This window comes from Sphingomonas sp. CCH9-E2, from assembly GCF_001557215.1.
In the GTDB taxonomy this organism is placed as follows: Bacteria; Pseudomonadota; Alphaproteobacteria; order Sphingomonadales; family Sphingomonadaceae; genus Sphingomonas.
Genome location: NZ_LSJM01000055.1, coordinates 50,325 through 68,736, shown reverse-complemented (window position 1 = coordinate 68,736; position 18,412 = coordinate 50,325). Strand labels below are relative to the sequence as shown.

Here is an 18,412-nt window from a genome sequence, read left to right as displayed (position 1 = left end):
GTCAGCAACCGCTGCGACCCGGTATTTCCGCTCACGACGAAATAGCTGGTTACCAGCACCGCCAGCGCGATTCCCAGCACCAGCAGCTCGACAAAGGGGGTGATGCTCAGCCGCCAGCGGGTCGCGCCCGCGTCGATCAGTGGCTTTGCGGCAACATCCATCGTGACTTGGCTACAACAACATTGTTGCCATGAAAACACACTTGTCGCTCAATCTGTCGCTAACTGGGCCAATTCCGCCGCTAGGCCGGGTCGTCCAGGCGTCCGCCGACATCGATCCCCAGCGTGTCCAACCGCTTGCGCAGGGTATTGCGGTTGATCCCCAGCGCCCGCGCCGCGCGCAGCTGGTTGTGCCCATGCCGCGCCAGCATCGCCTCGATCAGCGGGCGCTCGACCTCGCCGATGATGCGGTCATACAGCGTGCCGTCTTCGAGCACCGCCGGTTCCTCCGCCGCCAGCCGGGTCAGCCGCGCGATCACCGCGGCCTCGATCCCGGCATCGCGCGTCGGCGCGGCAAGCCCGCTCCCCTCGCCCAGCATCGCGCGCACGGCATCGCCGTCGATCCACTCGTCGCGATGCAGCGCGGCCATGCGCCGCATGAGGTTCTCCAGCTCGCGGACATTGCCCGGCCAGTCATGCGCTTCGAGCACCGCAATCGCATCGTCGCCGACATGCTTGCGCGGCAACCCGTCCTCGACCGCGCGGTCGAGGAAATGCCGCGCCAGCAACCGGATGTCCTGCCGCCGCTCGCGCAACGCCGGCAGCGCGATCGGCACGACATTCAACCGATAGAACAGATCCTCGCGAAACTGTCCCGACACGACCTGGTTCATCAGGTCCTTGTTGGTCGCCGCGACGATGCGCACATCCGCCCGGATCGCCCGCGCCCCGCCGACCGTGGTGAACTCGCCCGACTGCAGCACGCGCAGCAGCCGCGTCTGCGCCTCCATCGGCATGTCACCGATCTCGTCGAGGAACAGAGTCCCCCCGCTCGCCTGTTCGAACTTCCCCGCCACCCGCGCCGCCGCGCCGGTGAACGCGCCCTTTTCATGCCCGAACAGCTCGGCCTCGATCAGCTCGCGCGGGATCGCCGCCATGTTGATCGCGACGAACGGCGCGCGCCGCCGTGGCCCCAGATCATGGATCGCCTGCGCCACAAGCTCCTTGCCGGTCCCGCTTTCACCGGTGATCAGCACGGTCAGCTCGTTCGACACCACCCGCGCGATCACGCGGTACACGTCCTGCATCGCCGGCGAGCGCCCGATCAGCGCCACCGCCTGTTCCTCGGCAGCGGGCAGGTCGTCGACCAGCCGCCGCCCCCGCGCCAGCGCGCTCGCCACCGTCGCGGTCAGCGCATCCAAGTCGAACGGCTTTGGCAGATAGTCGAACGCCCCCGCCTCGGTCGCGCGCACCGCGGTCGACAGCGTATTCTGCGCCGACAGCACGATCACGGGCACATCGGGCGTCTCGCCGGTAAAGGTCGCGACAAAATCCAGCCCATTGCCATCGGGCAGCACGACATCGGTTACCAGCACATCGGGCAGCGCCGCCGCCAGTTCGCGCCGCAACTCGCCCAGCGACGCCGCCGCCGTCACACGATGCCCCGCGCGGCGCAGCGCCTGCGTCACCACGGTGCGGATCGCGGCATCATCGTCACAGATCAGGATCGATGCCGTCGCACTCATTCCGTCCGCCCCCGATACTTCGCCAGCACGTACAGGCCGATGCCCATCCAGATTAGGTTGAGCGCCGCCGACGGCAGCGCGCCGCGCACATAGCCGTTGATCAGCATGCCGACGGCGCCAAACACATTCATCAGCTGATAGGCCACGTCCCGTGCCGCGAGCTGGCCCGCCGAGAGCAAGCCATAGGCAATGAGCACCAGCCCCGCCCCCACCCAGCCGACGACATCGACCCAGTCCATCGTCATCCGTCCGCCCGCGGCAGATTGACCCGAAATACCGTCATCTCCGGATCGCCCGCCCGCGCATATTCGACTACCCCGCCCATGTCGCGCACCAGCTTCTCGACCAAAGGCAGGCCCAGCCCCTTGCCCTCCGGCTTGCCGGAGACGAACGGCTCGAACAAATGGCTGGCGATATCCGCCGGCGCGCCGGGGCCATTGTCGGTCACCGAAAATTCGATCGGCAGCCAGCGGCGCGGCTGGTCCGGCCCCGGCCGCATCGCGACGCCATGGCGGTATTGCGTGGACAGCACGATCTTCGGCTCCGGCACATCGCGCAGCGCTTCCGCCGCATTCTTGAGCAGGTTCATCGCGATCTGCAGGAACGCGTCCTTGTCCATCATCACCGGCGGCAGCGAGGGGTCGAACCGCTCCTCGATCACCATGCCCCGCGCAAACCCGGCCAGCGCGACGCGGCGCGCATGGTCGAGCAGTGGATAGATATTGTGCGGCGCCAGCTTGGGCGGGCGCGTATCGGTGAAATCCTGCATCCGATCGATCAGCGCGGCGATGCGATCGACTTCGGTGGTGATCAGCTGGGTCAGCGCGGCGCGGCTCTCGGCGTCATCATCGCCGCTCAGCAACTGCGCCGCGCCGCGAATGCCCGACAGCGGGTTCTTGATCTCATGCGCCAGCATCGCCGCCGCCCCCACCGCCGCGCGCGCGCCCGCGCTGCGATCCGCCCCCACCGACAAGCGCCGCGACGTCGGCGCCTGATGCAGCGTCACGATGCGCCAGCCGGGATGCTCGGCGATCGGCGCTTCGATGAAATCCACCCGCGTCCGCGGGCTACGCGTCGGTTCGATCTCGATGTCATAGGCGGCAAAGCCATGGCCATCGCGCCGCGCGCCATAGCCTTCGGGCGGGGTCACGATCCGGTCGAGTCGCTGCCCCAGCATCGCCTTCTCGCTATGGTTGAGCAGATGCTCGCACGCCATATTGGCGCGCACCACGCGGTCCTGCGGGTCGAGCACCAGCGCCGCCACCGGCAATCCGCCGAACAGCTCCCCCAGATCCGGCTCGCCCGGCTGCGGCGGCGGCCTCAGGCCGCTTCGCGTGACGGCCATGATCCCAGCGCAGGCATGCCGCGAAACGGCGCGTAGAATTCGTCGAGCATGGCCAGCACGGTCGCGGCCTTCGGCTCCTGGTTCACCTTGTTGCGGAACTCGGCCGATCCGGGCAGCCCCTTGGTGTACCATCCGATATGCTTGCGCATCAGATTGACGCCGGTCAGCTCGCCATAATGATCGAGCATCATCGCGTAATGTTCTGCAATCAGGGCATATTGTTCGTCGATGCCCGGGTCCGGCCGCTCGCCCTTGCCGCTCAGCGCGTCCATCACCTGCCGCAGCACCCACGGCTTGCCGTACGCCCCGCGCCCGATCATCACGCCATCCGCGCCCGATTGCGCCAGCGCCGTGCGCGCATCCTCGACCGTGCAGATATCGCCATTGACGATCACGGGGATCGACACCGCGTCCTTGACCTTTCGCACGAACGCCCAGTCGGCGCTGCCCTTGTACATCTGGTTGCGGGTGCGGCCATGCACCGTCACCATCTTGGCGCCTAGCTCTTCGGCGACACGCGCCAGTTCGGGCGCATTCAGGCTGTCATGGCACCAGCCCATGCGCATCTTGACCGTCACCGGCACGCTGACCGCCTTGACGCACGCCTCGATCAGCTTCGCCGCCAGATCCGGCACCCGCATCAGTGCCGACCCGGCATCGCCATTGGTCACCTTGCGCACCGGGCAGCCCATGTTGATGTCGATGATCGCAGCCCCACGATCCTCGTTCAGCTTCGCCGCCTCGGCCATTTCATAGGGGGTGCAGCCGACCAGCTGCATCGACACCGGCTCCTCGATCGGATCCCATGCCGCCTTCTGCACCGACTGTCGCGTCTCGCGGATCGCCGCCTGGCTCGCGATCATCTCGGTAACATTCAGGCCCGATCCATAGCGCCGCACCAGCCGCCGGAACGGCAGATCGGTGACGCCCGTCATCGGCGCCAAAATCACCGGCGTCTCGACCGTCACCGGCCCGACCTGGATGGGGTTCAACATCGTCATCTGTGCCTGAAATTTAGGCACGGGCCGATACAGGGGCAAGGGCGAGGATGCAAGCGCGACCCTCCCCCTCTTCTTAAGCCCCTCCCGCCTGCGGGAGGCGTTGGGGAGGGTCTTCTTTATCTATGCCCGACAGATGCTAGGGAAGCGGGACCGCCTCCGGGACGGGCAATGACGCCAACACTGCGCGCAATTCGCGATTTCGCTCTGCGTACCGCTTCGGCTCACAGCCGAAATCGGCAAGGTGCCATTGCCCGCCATATGAACCGCGCCAGTGGATCGTCACCCCGCCCTGATCGGTCACCTCCTCCCCCTTGCAGGTTCGGTCCAGCAGTGCCCCTGCCTCGGACTCGTTGACCGTTCCATCCGACCGCCGAAATCGCTCAAGACGCCCCCTCAGTTCGGCATAGCGCTCGCTCGAGAGCGAGAAGCTGCCTCGGTCGACCCGCCCGTTATGGAAATTTGATCGGGCAAAGACACCTCGCCCTTCGCCGTCGACCGCCACCTCCAACCCCGGTGCGCGCAACTCGATCCTGTCGAACGTCGGCCGTCGCGATTCAAAGCAGCCCGTCAGGCACAGGAGGAAAAGACAACCTTGAACCCGTCGCATAACTGCGACCGTCGCATGCCCAAGCGCGTTCGACAATTGCCCGAGTTGCTTTCCTACACGGCCCTCTCTCGCTAGGCAGACCCAATGCTACGTACCGCACCCATTTTCACCTCCCGTGAAACTGTCGCGCATCCCGCGCTTGGCCGTCGCGACGCTGTCGCCTCGCTGCCCGGCTCCGTCGCGCAACTGTCGCGTCATCGCCGCGCGACCGTCGTTTACGCGTTCAAACCTGTCGCGTCGGTGTCGCGTCCCAGTCGCCTAGGTGTCGCATCATGATCACCGCAGCCATTATCGTCGCCGCCGGAAAGGGCATCCGCGCGGGTGGAAGCATCCCCAAGCAATTCGCTAATCTCTGCGGAAAGCCGATGCTTTTTCATAGTGTTACAGCGCTTGCCTCGCACCCGATGATAACCCAGACCATCATCGTCATCGGCGAGGGGCAGCACGAATACGCCCGCTCAATACAGCTCGAAAACGTCAGTTTCGTCGAAGGCGGAGCCGAACGCCGCGACTCGGTCCGCGCCGGGCTGGAGGCGCTGGAGGGGAAGGGCGTGACCCGCGTCCTGATCCACGACGCCGCCCGCCCCTTCATCCCGAACGCCGTGATCGACGCGCTGCTCGCCGCCCTCGACCAGGACCCCGGCGCCGTTCCCGTCCTCCCCGTCGCCGACACGCTGGCAAAAGGGATCGAAATCCTCGGCGACAATGTCCCCCGCGCCGGGCTCAACCGCATCCAGACGCCGCAAGCCTTCCACTTCGACGCCATCCTCGCCGCCCACCGCGCCTGGCCGGACGGTGAGGAAGCCACCGACGACGCCCAGATGCTCCGCCGCGCGGGCCATGACGTCGCCCTCGTCCCGGGAGACGCAATGCTCGAGAAGATCACCCACCCCGCCGATTTCGCCGCCGCCGAGGCGCGCCATGCCGCCAACCTGATCGCGCGGTCGGCAACGGGATACGACGTCCACCGACTCCAGGCCGGCGAGGAACTTTGGCTCGGCGGCGTGCTGATCCCGCATGACAAGGGGCTGGCCGGGCACAGCGATGCCGATGTCGCGCTGCATGCGATCACCGACGCGCTGCTCGGCACGATCTGCGCCGGGGATATCGGCATGCACTTCCCGCCCAGCGACCCGCAATGGCGCGGCGCCGCGTCCGACCGTTTCCTCGCCCATGCCGCGTCCTTGGTCCGGGCAGAGGGCGGGATCATCGACTTCATCGACCTCACCCTGATCTGCGAAGCCCCCAAGATCGGGCCGCACCGCGACGCCATCCGCGCGCGCATCGCCGAAATCCTGCAGCTCCCGCTCGGCAGGGTCAGCCTCAAGGCCACCACCACCGAACGCCTCGGCTTCACCGGCCGCGGCGAAGGGATCGCGGCACAGGCAATCGCCACCATCCGCATTCCGGGTCGGACCGAATAAAATGCTCCGGTTCAGGGGCCGTCACGGCCACCACCTCTACAACAATCCGACGGGCTGCCCGGTGCAGCCGCTGACGGAGTAAGTTCATGCGTATCCGCCACCTCGCCGCCACCGCTTCGCTCTGGACCGGCCTCGCTGTGTCCAGCGTTCAGGCCCAGCCGCGCCCCTGCCTCACCGATGGCGAGGCGGAGGCCCTGTTTCAGGTGCTACTGCCCGACATGGTGGCGGAGATGGGCCGCGTCTGCACCGCCCTCCCCGCCTCGGCGTTCCTCCGTCGCCCCAATCCGGCCTTTACCGCCCGGCTGCAGTCCGGCGTAGCGCCCGCCCTCCCCACCGCACGCAGCGGGATCGCCAAGCTGCTCGGCCCGGACATGCAGGCAATCGCCGGGTCGATGTTCGTCCTCCCCGCGATCAAGGTCATCGTCGTGCCGCTCGCCGGGCAGATGATCGAGCCGGCCGATTGTCCCAAGCTCGACAAGATTGTCGCCAACCTCGCGCCTTTGCCGCCCAAGAATCTGGCGGGCGTGTTCGTCGGCATGGCACAGCTCGACGCCGATCGTCGAAAAGACGGGCCAAAGCTGCCGCTTTGCCCTATGGCGCGGCCCAAATGATGGACACGATTCTCCCCGCCGAACTGGTCGACGCCGCGCGCCGCGTCGTCGAAGCCAACCGTGCCGCCGGTCGTACGGTGGCGGTCGCCGAAAGCTGCACCGGCGGGCTGGTCTGTGCGGCGATCACCGAAATTCCGGGCTCCTCCGACATTCTGATCGCTGGCTTCGTCACCTACTCCAACGCCGCCAAGACCAAGCAGTTGAAGGTCAGCCGCGACGTGCTGGAAACCTTCGGCGCCGTCTCGGTCGCCACGGCGTGGAGCATGGCCCAGGGCGCGCTGGAACAGAGCGGCGCTGATGTGGCAGTTGCAATCACCGGCGTTGCTGGCCCCGGCGGCGGCACCGACAAGAAGCCGGTCGGCCATGTCGTCTTCGCCCGTGCCGAAAAGGCGGCAGACCCGGATGTCATCGTCGCCGACACCCGCGATTTCGGCAATCTCGGCCGCGGCGGCGTCCGCCTTCAGGCGGCGCTGTGCGCGCTCGAACTGCTGCTGCCCGCCGACCCGGAGTAAAGCGCCGCCGCGCGCTGCTCGAACGCGCCGATCATCATCCGAAGCGCGCGATCGAACACCTGCCCGGCCAGCATTTCGAACACCCGGTTCTTGAACGAGAAATCGACCTCGAAATCGACCAGTACCCCGCCTTCGCCATCCGGCCGGAACTTCCAGTCATTGTGCAAATGCTTCAGCGGCCCTTCGAGATATTCGACCCGGATATGTCCCGGCCGCTGTTTCTGTACCCTGCTGGTAAAGGTCTCGCGCAGCCCCTTGAACCCGACCATCAGGTCCGCGACCATCTCGGTCTCGCTGTTCGATCGAACCCGCACCGCGGTGACCCAGGGCAGGAATTCACCATAGCGCCCGACATCAGCGACCAGGTCGAACATCTGTTCCGGCGAATAGGGCAGTCGGCGAGTCTCGGCGTGACGGGGCATCAGGCGGGAACCACCGCCTTTGCCAGATTGGCGTCGCGCGCCGCCTTCATCTTCGCGAAGTCGTCGCCGGCATGATAGCTCGACCGCGTCAGCGGCGAAGACGCCACCAGCAGGAACCCCTTGGCCCGCGCAATCGCCGCATAGGCATCGAATGCCGCTGGCGTCACGAAATCCTGGACCTTGGCGTGGCGCGGGGTCGGCTGCAGATACTGGCCCATCGTCAGGAAATCGATGTCGGCGCTGCGCATGTCGTCCATCACCTGATGAACCTCCAGCCGCTCTTCGCCCAGCCCGAGCATGATGCCCGACTTGGTGAAGATCGACGGATCGAGCTTCTTGACCTGCTCCAGCAAGCGGATCGACGCATAATAGCGCGCGCCTGGCCGGATCGTCGGATAGAGGCGCGGGACGGTTTCGAGGTTATGGTTGTAGACGTCCGGCCGCGCCGCGACGATCATCTCGACCGCCGCCTCATGCTTGTTGCGGAAATCGGGCGTCAGGATCTCGATCGTCGTCGTCGGCGACGCCTTGCGGATCGCCTCGATCACCTTGACGAACTGCTTCGCCCCGCCATCAGGCAGGTCGTCGCGATCGACCGAGGTGATCACGATATGCTCGAGCCCCATCTGCACCGCCGCATCGGCAACGTTGTTCGGCTCCATCGGATCGACCGCGCGCGGCATGCCGGTCTTGACATTGCAAAAGGCGCAGGCGCGGGTGCAGGTGTCGCCCAGGATCATCACCGTCGCGTGCTTCTTGCTCCAGCACTCGCCGATATTGGGGCAGGCCGCCTCCTCGCACACCGTGGTCAGGCTTTTCGAGCGCATCAGCGCGCGCGTCGCGGCAAAGCCGGCGGAAGTGGGCGCCTTGACGCGGATCCAGTCAGGCTTGCGCTGGCGCTCCGGGCGCGCGACGGGAGTCGGATCGTTCATGCCGCGCAAATAGCGACGATGGCCGCCGCTTGCCAGCCCCGTAACTGCGCGGCAATGGAGGCGGCATGACTCACTTCACCGACCTCGTCGACGGCTATCGCCGTTTCCGCACCGCCGACTACCGCCGCCAGCACGAACGCTGGGCGCAATTGGCCGAGGCACAGGCGCCCAAGGTGATGGTGATCGCGTGTTCCGACAGTCGGGTCGAGCCCGCGCAGATTTTCGACACCCTGCCCGGCGAAATCTTCGTCGTACGCAACGTCGCCAATCTGGTCCCGCCGTTCGAGAATGACGGCGGTCGCCACGGCGTGTCCGCCGCGCTCGAATTTGCTGTGACCAAGCTCGAGGTCGAGGAAATCGTCGTGCTCGGCCACGGCATGTGCGGTGGCGCGCATGCCGCGCTGACCGAGATGTTCCAGCATTCGGAGCCGGGCGATGGCGGCTTTGTCCACGCCTGGGTCAGCCTGCTCGACGACGCGCGCGCACGGGTGAAGGCCAAGTTCGGCGACGGGCCGGAAGCTTCGCGTGAGATGGAACGGGAAACGGTCCGCACCTCGATCGCAAATCTGCGCACGTTCCCGTTCATTCCAAAGCGTGAGGCCTTAGGGACGCTTGCGATCCACGGCGCTTATTTCGCGATCAGCGACGGCGTGCTGCATCTGATGGATGAAAGCGGCGAGTTCAGCCCGGCCTGACCGGGGACTTGTCCTAGTCCCCGGCCATTTCGGGACCAGGCCGACGCCTGGCGCGCCGAACCGCCCCATCGGTGCGCCGGGAAGGGCTGGGCGCACGGCCCTGCAACGGACTATGGAACCGGCGTGCGCAGCGTAGGCGCACGGGTATGCGGGGAGTATCACATGGCGGCTCAGCGTTTGCTGATCGAAGGGCGCGTGCAACGCGTCGGCTATCGCGACTGGGCGGTGCGTACTGCGCGCCAGTTGGGCGTAACCGGATGGGTTCGCAATCTTCAGGATGGGCGGGTCGAGATTTTGGCGGACGGTGAAGACGTCGCGCTCGACACCTTTGTCGATCGCTGTCGCGAGGGGCCGGGGATGGCACAGGTCAGTCGGGTTGATGCCCAACCCGCCGAACTCGGCAATGTGAAGGGCTTCACCAAGCGGTTCACCGCTTGAGCGGCGTTCAGTCCTCGACCAACTTCATCAACCGGCGTTCGACCGGGGCGAGGACCGGGCCAAGCTCATGTCCGCGCTTCAGCACCGCCCCGGATTCGTTGACCAGCGCCCACATGCCCTGCCGATTGCGCAGCGCCGGGCGCTTCTCGACGCGGAACTCCGGACGCTCGGCGGTGCGGCGGAATGCGGCGAACACGGCGGCGTCACGCCCCAGGTCGATGGCATAATCCTTCCAATGACCTGCAGCGACCATCCGGCCATAGAGGTCGAGGATGCGCATCAACTCGGCGCGGTCGAACCCGACCTGAGTAGGTGCATTGCGCGCCGGAAATGGGGTGATGTCAGCGCTCACGCCCGGTCGCGCTGCTCCGGATGGCCCTCGGCCGCACGCTCGGCCAGCAGCGCGTCGAGCCGCTTCCGCATCGTCTCCAGCTCGCAGCGCATGATTTCCAGCTTCTGCGTCGCCGGGTCGTACAGCTCGCTGCACGGCGTGCCATAGGGCACGAAGTCCTTCTTCCACGCCTCGGCCTCGACCAAGGTCGGCTTGGCCGGAATGCCGACCATCACCGCACCCTCGGGCACGTCCTTGGTCACGACCGCATTCGCGCCGACGCGCGCGCGCGGGCCGACCGTGATCGGACCGAGCACCTGCGCGCCCGATCCGATGATCACGCCGTCGGACAGCGTCGGGTGGCGCTTGCCAGCCACGCCATTATCGGGGCTGGTCCCGCCCAGCGTGACGCATTGATAGATGGTAACATTGTCGCCGATCTCGGCAGTCTCGCCGATCACCACGAAGCCGTGATCGATAAAGAAATTGCGCCCGATCGTCGCGCCGGGATGAATGTCGATCGCGGTCAGCCAGCGCGACAGATGGTTCACCGCCCGCGCCAGGAAAAAGAGCCGCGCACGAAACAGGCGATGGGCGACGCGGTGCCAAAACAGCGCCCACACGCCGGGATACAGCAGGATTTCGGCACGGCTGCGCGGTGCCGGATCGCGCGCGCGGATGGAATCAAGATAGGCTGCGACGCCGCCGAACATGATCAGGCCCCTTTTCGTAAGAGCCCCTATTTAGGAAAGTGTGTCGCGCAATTCCAGCGTGGCAAGGATTTGCCTTGTACCGTCTAAACACGATGTATCTTGTGGGAATTGAAACCGAAGGGCAAACCGAACATCCGATCGTAAGCAGGTGTGTGCATGTTTGAAGGTTTCGACGTCCAGGCCCTGCTTCCGTTCATCGCGGTCGGCTTTGCCGCACAGATCGTCGACGGCGCGCTCGGCATGGCGTTCGGGGTGATCTCCAGCACCTTGCTGGTCAGCGTCCTCGGCGTGCCCCCTGCGACGGCATCCGCCGGGGTGCACCTAGCCGAATGCTTCACCACCGGCGTGTCCGGCATCAGCCACGCGATCCACAAGAATGTGAAGTGGAAGCTGTTCTTCCGCCTGCTCATCCCCGGCGTGATCGGGGGCGTCACAGGTGCCTATCTGCTCAGCACGCTCGATGCGTCGGTCACCCGGCCCTATGTCATGGCGTATCTGGCAGCGATCGGCGTCTATTTGCTGTGGCGCGGCATCAGCTTCCCCACGCGCCATCATCGCGAGCCGAAGATCGTCGAGCCGCTGGGCCTTGCCGGCGGGTTCCTCGATGCGGCGGGCGGCGGCGGCTGGGGGCCGGTAGTCACCAGCAACCTGCTGATCCAGGGGACCCAGCCGCGCTACACCATCGGGACGGTCAACAGCGTCGAGTTCTTCCTGACCCTGTCGGTATCGATCACCTTCATCTTTCACCTTGGATTCTCGGCATTTACCGAAGCAGTCGTCGGCCTGCTGATCGGCGGCGTGATCGCGGCACCGTTCGGCGCTATCCTCGCGAAGCGCGTTCCGACCAAGACCTTGCTGATCCTCGTCGGCATCGTCCTCACCCTGACCAGCAGCTACAGCGTCTATCGCACCATCGCCTGACAATCGATCAATTGCCGCCGATTGAGTGATTTGATCGATCAGCTAGAGCGACTCTTCCAATTTGGAAGTGCTGCGCCGCACCCTATATGCGGCGTCGCACAAGCTGCACTGCACCATCCAAAGGAGAACAAACATGGCGCTCATCGGAAGCGAGCTGAAGCCGTTCACGGCAACCGCGTTCAAGGAAGGCAAGTTCGTCGAGGTCACCGACGCCGACGTGCGCGGCAAGTGGGCGGTGTTCTTCTTCTACCCGGCCGACTTCACCTTCGTCTGCCCGACCGAGCTGGAGGATCTGGCCGACATCTACCCGACCCTGCAGAAAATGGGCGTCGAGGTCTATTCGGTGTCGACCGACACGCATTTCAGCCACAAGGCATGGCACGACACGTCGCCCGCGATCGGCAAGATCAACTACTACATGCTGGGCGACCAGAACCACACGTTGTCGAAGAATTTCGACGTGCTGCGTGAGGGTCAGGGCCTCGCGGATCGCGGCACCTTCGTGATCGATCCGGAAGGCGTGATCCAGCTGGTCGAGATCACCAGCGAAGGCGTCGGCCGCAACGCCGCCGAACTGCTCCGCAAGATCAAGGCGGCGCAGTATATCGCGGCGCACCCGGGCGAAGTCTGCCCGGCCAAGTGGGAAGAGGGCGAAACCACCCTCGCCCCGTCGCTCGACCTCGTCGGCAAGATCTAAGCCGGACGCATAATCGCACCCGCCCCTCCCCCAGTTTGGCGGGTGCGAACGCGGCCCGGGGCAGTCCTTCCCGATGCCCCGGGCCGTTTTGATTTCAGTTCAAGGAGTTTCCCGATGCTCGACGCGCACCTCAAGCAGCAGCTGGAAGGCTATCTCGTCCATATCCGTGAAGCGATCGAACTCGTCGCGAGCCTTGGCGACGATGCGAAGTCGCGCGAGCTCGAAGGCCTCCTTACCGAAATCGCTGGCCTATCGGGCAAGATCACGCTGATCCGCAAGGACGACGACAAGCGTACGCCCAGCTTCATGATCCGCCGCGCGGGCACCGACATCGGGGTGCGCTTCGCCGGCATCCCGATGGGGCATGAATTCACCAGCCTCGTGCTCGCCCTGCTCCAGGTCGGCGGCCATCCGTCCAAGGCGGCGCAGGACGTGATCGAAGCGGTGAAGAACCTCGACGGGGACCTCCACTTCGAAACCTATTTCTCGCTCAGCTGCCAGAACTGCCCAGACGTGGTGCAGGCGCTCAATCTGATGGCGGTGCTCAACCCCAAGATCAGCCACGTCGCGATCGACGGCGCGCTGTTCAAGGAAGAGGTCGATGCGCGCCAGGTGCTCGCCGTCCCCACCGTCTATCTGAACGGCGAACTGTTCGGGTCGGGCCGGATGGAGCTCGAGCAGATCGTCGCCAAGCTCGACAGCGGTGCGGAGGCCAAGGCGGCCGAGAAGCTCGCGGCGAAGGAGCCGTTCGACGTCCTGATCGTCGGCGGCGGCCCCGCTGGCGCTGCATCGGCGATCTACACCGCACGCAAGGGCCTGCGCGTCGGCATCGCCGCCGAGCGTTTCGGCGGCCAGGTGCTCGACACGATGGGCATCGAGAATTTCATCTCGGTCCCCTATACCGAGGGTCCCAAGCTCGCCGCGCAGCTCGAAGGTCACGTCAAGGAAAATGGCGTCGACATCATGAACCTGCAGCGCGCGGAGAAGCTGATCCCCGCTGCGCGTGAAGGCGGGTTGCATGAGGTCGTGCTGGCGAATGGCGCGAGCCTGAAAGCCAAGACGATCATCCTGTCCACCGGTGCCCGCTGGCGCCAGATGGGCGTGCCCGGCGAGGACGAATATCGCAACAAGGGCGTGGCCTATTGCCCGCACTGCGACGGCCCGCTGTTCAAGGGCAAGCGCGTCGCGGTGATCGGCGGCGGCAATTCGGGCGTGGAGGCGGCGATCGATCTGGCCGGCATCGTCGGCCACGTCACGCTGATCGAATATGACAGCCAGCTGCGCGCCGACGCGGTGCTTCAGCGCAAGCTTGGCAGCCTGCCGAATGTTCAGGTCATCACCTCGGCGCTCACGACCCGCGTCAATGGCGCGGAGAAGGTGACCGGCCTGACGTACAAGGACCGCAACACCGGCGTCGAGCATGACATCGCGCTCGAAGGTATCTTCGTCCAGATCGGCCTCGTCCCCAACACCGAATGGCTCAAGGACAGCGTCGCGCTCACCCCGCGCGGCGAGATCGAGATCGATGCGCGAGGCGAGACCAGCCAGCCGGGCATTTTCGCCGCGGGCGACGCCACTACCGTCCCCTACAAGCAGATCGTGATCGCGATGGGTGCAGGCTCCACCGCCGCACTTTCGGCCTTCGACTATCTCATCCGGCTCCCCGCCGAAGAGATCGAGGCTGCGGCCGCCTGACCCGGATGATGCCGCTCCCGCAGAATGCGGGGGTGGCGTTATCGCGAACATCACTTATATCCGCGCCATCAATCGATTGGATCGATCATGGCGCAGACCTACCTTCCGACGCTCAAGCAGCTGCAGTATCTGGTTGCGCTGAAAGATCATGGCCATTTCGGCCGGGCGGCCGAGGCGTGCTTCGTCACCCAATCGACCCTGTCGGCGGGTTTACGCGAGCTGGAAACACTGATCGGCGTCGTGCTGGTCGAACGCACCCGGCGCGTCGTCCGCTTCACGCCCTTGGGCGAGCGAATCGTCGACAAGGCGCGCCGCGTGCTGCGCGAGGCAGATGAGCTGGCCGATCTGGCCCGAGCCGCCGGGCGGCCCTTGTCGGGCGAAATGCGGATGAGCGTGATCCCGACCATCGCCCCGTTCCTGCTGCCCCGCATCCTGCCCCGGCTGCGTCGCGACTATCCCGACCTCAAGCTGTTCCTGCGCGAAGAGCCGAGCGGGGCTGCGTGCGAAAGCCTGCACACCGGACGCACCGATTGCGTCCTCCTCGCCCTCCCCTATGCCTGTGGCGATGTCGAAACCGCGCCGCTGTTCGATGACCGGCTGTTCGTCGCTTTTCCGGAAGGCGAGTATGAGCCCGATCACGCCAGCGTGACCGCCAGCGAGATCGACGAGACCCGCCTGCTGCTGCTCGAGGACGGGCATTGCCTCAAGGATCACGCGCTCGCCGCGTGCAACCGCCCGGAACTGCGCGCGGAGGCAACGATGCTCGGCACATCGCTTCACACCATGGTCCAGATGGTCGACAATGGCCTCGGCGTGACGATGCTACCCGAAATGGCGATCGACGCCGGCATCCTCGACCACACCCATATTACCGCGCGCCCGCTCCAGGCCGACAACCCCTCGCGCCGCATCGCGTTGGTCTGGCGGAAGGCCAGCCCGCGCGAACGGGATTTCAGGCTGCTGGCGGAGGTGCTGGCCCAGTCGGGAACCGCTAGCTAGGCTCCGAACGCCTGCTGGACATGAGCGATCTGGTGCATGCGCTCGTGGAGAATTGTAACAATGCCTACCTCACCACTGCTCAGGGTGCGCCAGTAGATATAGTGGCGTTCGTAGCGGCAGAAGAACCCATCGACGCCAAACTCTGCCGGGATGGCTCGCCACGGAAACTGTCGCGACGCGATTTCGACGAATGTGCCAGTTATTCCCTGGAAGTAGCGGATTGCCTGTGCCTCGCCCCAATGATCCCGCGTGAAATCGACAATCTCGTCAAGCCGGTGCTCGGCGTGATCCAGCAAAAGGTATCGGCTCACCCCCGCCACCGATCGCGTGCGCGTCGCAGGAATGCGTCAGGGTCGAAGGCCTTGTAATCGCTCTCGGGTGCCGAAAACGCCCGCTGCAACTCCGCCTTCAGCGTCGCAAACCGCTCGGCCTCAACCCGCTCGCGGTCGCGCCGGATCAGGTCTCGGACATATTCGCTGGCATTCTCATAGGAGCCATTGGCACCGATATTCTCGCTGACAAACTCTTCAAGCGGTCCAGTAATTCGGACATTCAGCGTCGTGGCCATGCGCAACTCCTTCTGTCACGATATAGTGGAATATCGTTGACGGATCAACGCCAGCGCGCCGCCGCATTCGCGTCGCTCTCCCGCGCATCGACCCAGCTGACCGCCTCCCCGCGATGCTCCCGCTTCCAGAACGGCGCGTCGGTTTTCAGCCGATCGATCAGGAACGCGCACGACTCCAGCGCGGCGCCGCGATGCGCTGCTGCGGTCGCGACCAGCACGATCCGCTCGCCCGGCGCCATCGGCCCCACCCGATGCACGATGACCGCAGACACCAGTCCCCAGCGCGCCATCGCCTGTTCGGCAAGGTCGCACAGCACCGCTTCGGTCATCCCCGGATAATGTTCGAGCTCTAGGCAGGTGACGCCGTCATCGCCGCGCACCACGCCGATAAAGCTGGCGATCCCACCCGCGCCCGCTTCCTCGATCCCGGCCAGCTCGATCCCGACGTCGATCGGCGCAGTGTCGACCGATACGCGGATCATCCGCCGGTCACCGGGGGAAAGATCGCAACCTCGCGCGCGGCGCCTAATTCGCTGTCGAGAGCCACGAATCGCTGATCCAATGCGGCGCGCAGCCTTGTCATATCGGCAAAGGCCCGCGCATGGGCATCGCTGCACCCGCGCAGCCACTCGATCAGATCAGCTACGGTTCGCACCGCCTCGGGCGGCCACACCTCTTCCTCGCCCAGCCCGATCGTCTCGCGCACCCAGGCGAAGTACAACAGCCGCATCAGCTGTCCATGTGCCGCAAGCCGACGCGCAGATAGTCCCATCCGGTGATCAGCGTCAGTGCCGCGGCCGCCCACAGCATCGCCAGGCTGGTGTCATGCACCCATCCCCATCCCGGCAGCGCCCCGGCGAGGATCAGTCCACCCAGCGATGTCAGTTGCAGCGCGGTCTTCCACTTGGCCAGCGCCGACACCGGAACCGACACCTGGATCCCGCCCAGAAACTCGCGCAGCCCTGACACCGCAATCTCGCGCAGCAGGATCACCAGCGCCGCGATCATGTGGATGCCGGGGATCAACTCCTTGGCGCACAAGATCAGGATCACCGCCGCAACCATGATCTTGTCCGCGATCGGATCGAGGAACACGCCCAGCTTCGACACGGTCCCCCGCGACCGGGCGAGGTAGCCGTCGAAATAATCGGTGATGCCCATCAGGCAGTAAGTCGCGAAGCCCAGGGCATACCCCGCCTCCCAACGCGGCCACCAGAGGAAGAATACCAGCAGCGGCACGGTGACGATTCGCGACAGCGTCAGGACGTTAGGCAGCGTCAGCATCATTCGCCTCTAGCACTGCATGTCCCCGCGATCATCCCCTCTTGGTCGCGCTTTAATGGCGGCACCGGCCCGCTCCCCCACCCGGCCACCCAGCGGTAGCATAATATGGGTGGCCGGGTTGGGGAGCGGGCCGGTGCCGTTTCAGCGAAGCTGAAACAACTCTAGCTGTTGCCGCACCCCGTGCCGCCCGGCTATGCGTGCGCCAGTTTTGACGGACGAAGGCCCGCCACGCATATGAACAACGCGCTCGGACTGCTCAAGGAGCGCCGGTTTCTCCCCCTTTTCGTCACGCAGTTCCTGGGGGCGTTCAACGACAATCTGTTCAAGACCGCGATGGTTTTGTTCGCCACCTATCAGGTGCTGAACGACCCGGAGACCGAGTTCGTCTTCAATGCACTCGCCACCGGCGCTGCATTGTTGCCCTTCGTGCTGCTCTCGGCATTATCCGGCCAGCTCGCCGACACCTATGACAAGGCACAGATCATCCGGTGGGTAAAGACCGCCGAAATCGGCATTATGCTCTTTGGCGGCTGCGGCATCATCGTCGCGCATTTCGGCTATCCGATGGTCGGAGTCGGCATGATGCTGGGTGCAGTGCTGATGCTGGGCACCCACTCCACCTTCTTCGGCCCGATCAAATATGCGATTCTGCCACAGCATCTGAAGGAAGACGAAATCCTCGGCGGCACCGGGATGGTGGAGGCCGCGACCTATCTCTCGATCCTGCTCGGCACCGTGGTAGCAGGTTGGGTCTCGATCGAGACGGCAGGCTGGCTGACGCTGGTCGTCGCGGTAATCGGCTGGTTTACTGGGCGCATGGTCCCTGCTGCACCGCGTCAGGGTGCCAAGCTCAAACTCAATTTCAACCCGTTCACTGCCTCCTGGCGGCTGATCGGTAATACGATGCACATCCCGCGCCTGTTCTGGTCGATCTGCGCGATCAGCTTCTTCTGGACCATGGGGGCGGTGCTGATCGTGATCTTCACGCCGCTCGCCAAGAATGTGCTGACCTCCACCAAGGAAGTCGCGAGTCTCATGATCGCAATCTTCTCGGTCGGTGTCGCGATCGGATCGGTGATCATCAACGCAATGCTGAAGGGCGAGATTTCGGCCAAATATTCACCCGCATCGGTCATCGCGATGGCGGTATTCATCGTCGCCTTCTCGTTCGAATCGCGCTTCTGGGTCCCTGCTGCGCCCGGCCAGCTCTATGACATGATCGGCTTCATGGTGATGCCACAGGCGTGGGTGGTTCTGGTGACGCTGATGGCGATCGCAATTGCTGGCGGCATGTTCGTGGTCCCGCTCTACGCCTTCCTCACGACCACCGTGACGAAGGACCAGACCGCACGCACCGTCGCAGCGAACAACATCGTCAACGCGTTCGGCATGGTGCTGGGCGCGTTGCTGGTGATCGCGATTACCGCTCTGGGGGTCGGCCCAGCGGATCAGTTGCTGTTCGTCGCCGGCATGGCGATCATCTCGGCCTGGATCGCCCAGCGGCTACATCGTGCGTGCGACTGACGCGGCGCG

23 protein-coding genes are annotated in these 18,412 nt (G+C 65.2%); 10 read left to right on the top strand and 13 right to left on the bottom strand.

The genetic code is table 11. The features are described from left to right. Positions 1-241: 241 nt before the first annotated feature. From ntrC to dusB, 4 genes are read right to left on the bottom strand one after another with little or no spacing between them, the layout of a single operon-like run. Positions 242-1,684: a nitrogen regulation protein NR(I) gene (ntrC, locus tag AX681_RS03205; protein WP_066663463.1), complete on the bottom strand. Its 1,443-nt coding sequence runs from the start codon at positions 1,682-1,684 to the stop codon at positions 242-244. After that, on the bottom strand, positions 1,681-1,929 hold the full coding sequence (locus tag AX681_RS03200) for a CBU_0592 family membrane protein (protein WP_066663466.1): 249 nt from the start codon (positions 1,927-1,929) through the stop codon (positions 1,681-1,683). Before AX681_RS03200 ends, ntrC begins: the two co-directional genes overlap by 4 nt. After that, positions 1,926-3,029, bottom strand: coding sequence for a two-component system sensor histidine kinase NtrB (locus tag AX681_RS03195; RefSeq protein WP_066663468.1), 1,104 nt, complete (start codon positions 3,027-3,029; stop codon positions 1,926-1,928). Before AX681_RS03195 ends, AX681_RS03200 begins: the two co-directional genes overlap by 4 nt. Next, positions 3,005-4,030 (bottom strand): tRNA dihydrouridine synthase DusB, encoded by a 1,026-nt coding sequence (dusB, locus tag AX681_RS03190; protein ID WP_066663470.1) that lies wholly within the window; start codon positions 4,028-4,030, stop codon positions 3,005-3,007. The genes AX681_RS03195 and dusB overlap by 25 nt, the downstream gene beginning before the upstream one ends. Positions 4,031-4,909: 879 nt before the next feature. Here dusB and AX681_RS03180 point away from each other — a divergent pair. From AX681_RS03180 to AX681_RS03170, 3 genes are all read left to right on the top strand, one after another. Then, positions 4,910-6,061 carry a bifunctional 2-C-methyl-D-erythritol 4-phosphate cytidylyltransferase/2-C-methyl-D-erythritol 2,4-cyclodiphosphate synthase gene (locus AX681_RS03180; RefSeq protein ID WP_066663474.1) on the top strand — a complete coding sequence of 384 codons (1,152 nt, stop codon included), beginning with the start codon at positions 4,910-4,912 and terminating at the stop codon, positions 6,059-6,061. Positions 6,062-6,147: 86 nt separating this feature from the next. Then, the gene (locus tag AX681_RS03175) at positions 6,148-6,672 is read left to right on the top strand and encodes a hypothetical protein (protein WP_066681782.1); all 525 of its coding nucleotides are present in this window, start codon (positions 6,148-6,150) and stop codon (positions 6,670-6,672) included. Beyond that, entirely contained in the window at positions 6,669-7,184 is a 516-nt protein-coding gene (locus AX681_RS03170; protein ID WP_066662802.1) for a CinA family protein, read from the top strand. The genes AX681_RS03175 and AX681_RS03170 overlap by 4 nt, the downstream gene beginning before the upstream one ends. Here AX681_RS03170 and AX681_RS03165 read toward each other — a convergent pair. Further along, complete coding sequence (locus tag AX681_RS03165) at positions 7,133-7,606, bottom strand: type II toxin-antitoxin system RatA family toxin (RefSeq protein ID WP_066662799.1); 474 nt, start codon at positions 7,604-7,606, stop codon at positions 7,133-7,135. The two genes, AX681_RS03170 and AX681_RS03165, sit on opposite strands and share 52 nt — an antisense overlap. Then, positions 7,606-8,538, bottom strand: a complete 933-nt coding sequence (gene lipA / locus AX681_RS03160; protein ID WP_066662796.1) for a lipoyl synthase — start codon at positions 8,536-8,538, stop codon at positions 7,606-7,608. Before lipA ends, AX681_RS03165 begins: the two co-directional genes overlap by 1 nt. Positions 8,539-8,603: 65 nt before the next feature. Here lipA and AX681_RS03155 point away from each other — a divergent pair, with 65 nt between their 5' ends. Continuing rightward, the gene (locus AX681_RS03155) at positions 8,604-9,233 is read left to right on the top strand and encodes a carbonic anhydrase (protein ID WP_066662794.1); all 630 of its coding nucleotides are present in this window, start codon (positions 8,604-8,606) and stop codon (positions 9,231-9,233) included. Positions 9,234-9,395: 162 nt separating this feature from the next. Next, positions 9,396-9,671: an acylphosphatase gene (locus tag AX681_RS03150; RefSeq protein WP_066662791.1), complete on the top strand. Its 276-nt coding sequence runs from the start codon at positions 9,396-9,398 to the stop codon at positions 9,669-9,671. Between the two features lie 7 nt (positions 9,672-9,678). Here AX681_RS03150 and AX681_RS03145 read toward each other — a convergent pair whose 3' ends face one another. Both AX681_RS03145 and epsC read right to left on the bottom strand, forming a co-directional pair. Then, positions 9,679-10,023, bottom strand: coding sequence for a DUF2794 domain-containing protein (locus AX681_RS03145; RefSeq protein WP_066662788.1), 345 nt, complete (start codon positions 10,021-10,023; stop codon positions 9,679-9,681). Beyond that, positions 10,020-10,715 (bottom strand): serine O-acetyltransferase EpsC, encoded by a 696-nt coding sequence (gene epsC, locus AX681_RS03140; RefSeq protein ID WP_066662785.1) that lies wholly within the window; start codon positions 10,713-10,715, stop codon positions 10,020-10,022. The genes AX681_RS03145 and epsC overlap by 4 nt, the downstream gene beginning before the upstream one ends. Positions 10,716-10,871: 156 nt before the next feature. Between epsC and AX681_RS03135 the strand changes: the two genes are divergently transcribed. The 4 genes from AX681_RS03135 (at position 10,872) to AX681_RS03120 (ending at position 15,027) form a co-directional block, all read left to right on the top strand. Further along, positions 10,872-11,636 (top strand): sulfite exporter TauE/SafE family protein, encoded by a 765-nt coding sequence (locus AX681_RS03135; protein ID WP_066662782.1) that lies wholly within the window; start codon positions 10,872-10,874, stop codon positions 11,634-11,636. Between the two features lie 133 nt (positions 11,637-11,769). After that, positions 11,770-12,333 carry an alkyl hydroperoxide reductase subunit C gene (ahpC, locus tag AX681_RS03130; protein WP_066662779.1) on the top strand — a complete coding sequence of 188 codons (564 nt, stop codon included), beginning with the start codon at positions 11,770-11,772 and terminating at the stop codon, positions 12,331-12,333. Between the two features lie 114 nt (positions 12,334-12,447). Continuing rightward, on the top strand, positions 12,448-14,028 hold the full coding sequence (ahpF, locus tag AX681_RS03125) for an alkyl hydroperoxide reductase subunit F (protein WP_066662776.1): 1,581 nt from the start codon (positions 12,448-12,450) through the stop codon (positions 14,026-14,028). An 87-nt stretch (positions 14,029-14,115) separates the two neighbouring features. Continuing rightward, positions 14,116-15,027 (top strand): hydrogen peroxide-inducible genes activator, encoded by a 912-nt coding sequence (locus tag AX681_RS03120; RefSeq protein WP_066662818.1) that lies wholly within the window; start codon positions 14,116-14,118, stop codon positions 15,025-15,027. Here the strand turns inward: AX681_RS03120 and AX681_RS03115 are convergent. From AX681_RS03115 to pgsA, 5 genes are read right to left on the bottom strand one after another with little or no spacing between them, the layout of a single operon-like run. After that, a complete protein-coding gene (locus tag AX681_RS03115) occupies positions 15,024-15,338 on the bottom strand; it encodes a type II toxin-antitoxin system RelE/ParE family toxin (RefSeq protein WP_066662808.1) in 315 nt (104 codons plus the stop codon). The two genes, AX681_RS03120 and AX681_RS03115, sit on opposite strands and share 4 nt — an antisense overlap. Continuing rightward, positions 15,335-15,595 (bottom strand): ribbon-helix-helix domain-containing protein, encoded by a 261-nt coding sequence (locus AX681_RS03110; protein ID WP_066662772.1) that lies wholly within the window; start codon positions 15,593-15,595, stop codon positions 15,335-15,337. The genes AX681_RS03115 and AX681_RS03110 overlap by 4 nt, the downstream gene beginning before the upstream one ends. A 44-nt stretch (positions 15,596-15,639) precedes the next feature. Next, positions 15,640-16,077: a molybdenum cofactor biosynthesis protein MoaE gene (locus AX681_RS03105; protein WP_066662767.1), complete on the bottom strand. Its 438-nt coding sequence runs from the start codon at positions 16,075-16,077 to the stop codon at positions 15,640-15,642. Beyond that, positions 16,074-16,325, bottom strand: coding sequence for a MoaD/ThiS family protein (locus AX681_RS03100; protein WP_066662765.1), 252 nt, complete (start codon positions 16,323-16,325; stop codon positions 16,074-16,076). The genes AX681_RS03105 and AX681_RS03100 overlap by 4 nt, the downstream gene beginning before the upstream one ends. Beyond that, positions 16,325-16,879 carry a CDP-diacylglycerol--glycerol-3-phosphate 3-phosphatidyltransferase gene (gene pgsA / locus AX681_RS03095; RefSeq protein WP_066662805.1) on the bottom strand — a complete coding sequence of 185 codons (555 nt, stop codon included), beginning with the start codon at positions 16,877-16,879 and terminating at the stop codon, positions 16,325-16,327. The genes AX681_RS03100 and pgsA overlap by 1 nt, the downstream gene beginning before the upstream one ends. 234 nt (positions 16,880-17,113) lie before the next feature. Here pgsA and AX681_RS03090 point away from each other — a divergent pair, with 234 nt between their 5' ends. Next, positions 17,114-18,403 (top strand): MFS transporter, encoded by a 1,290-nt coding sequence (locus tag AX681_RS03090; protein WP_066681780.1) that lies wholly within the window; start codon positions 17,114-17,116, stop codon positions 18,401-18,403. The last annotated feature ends 9 nt before the right edge of the window (positions 18,404-18,412 follow it).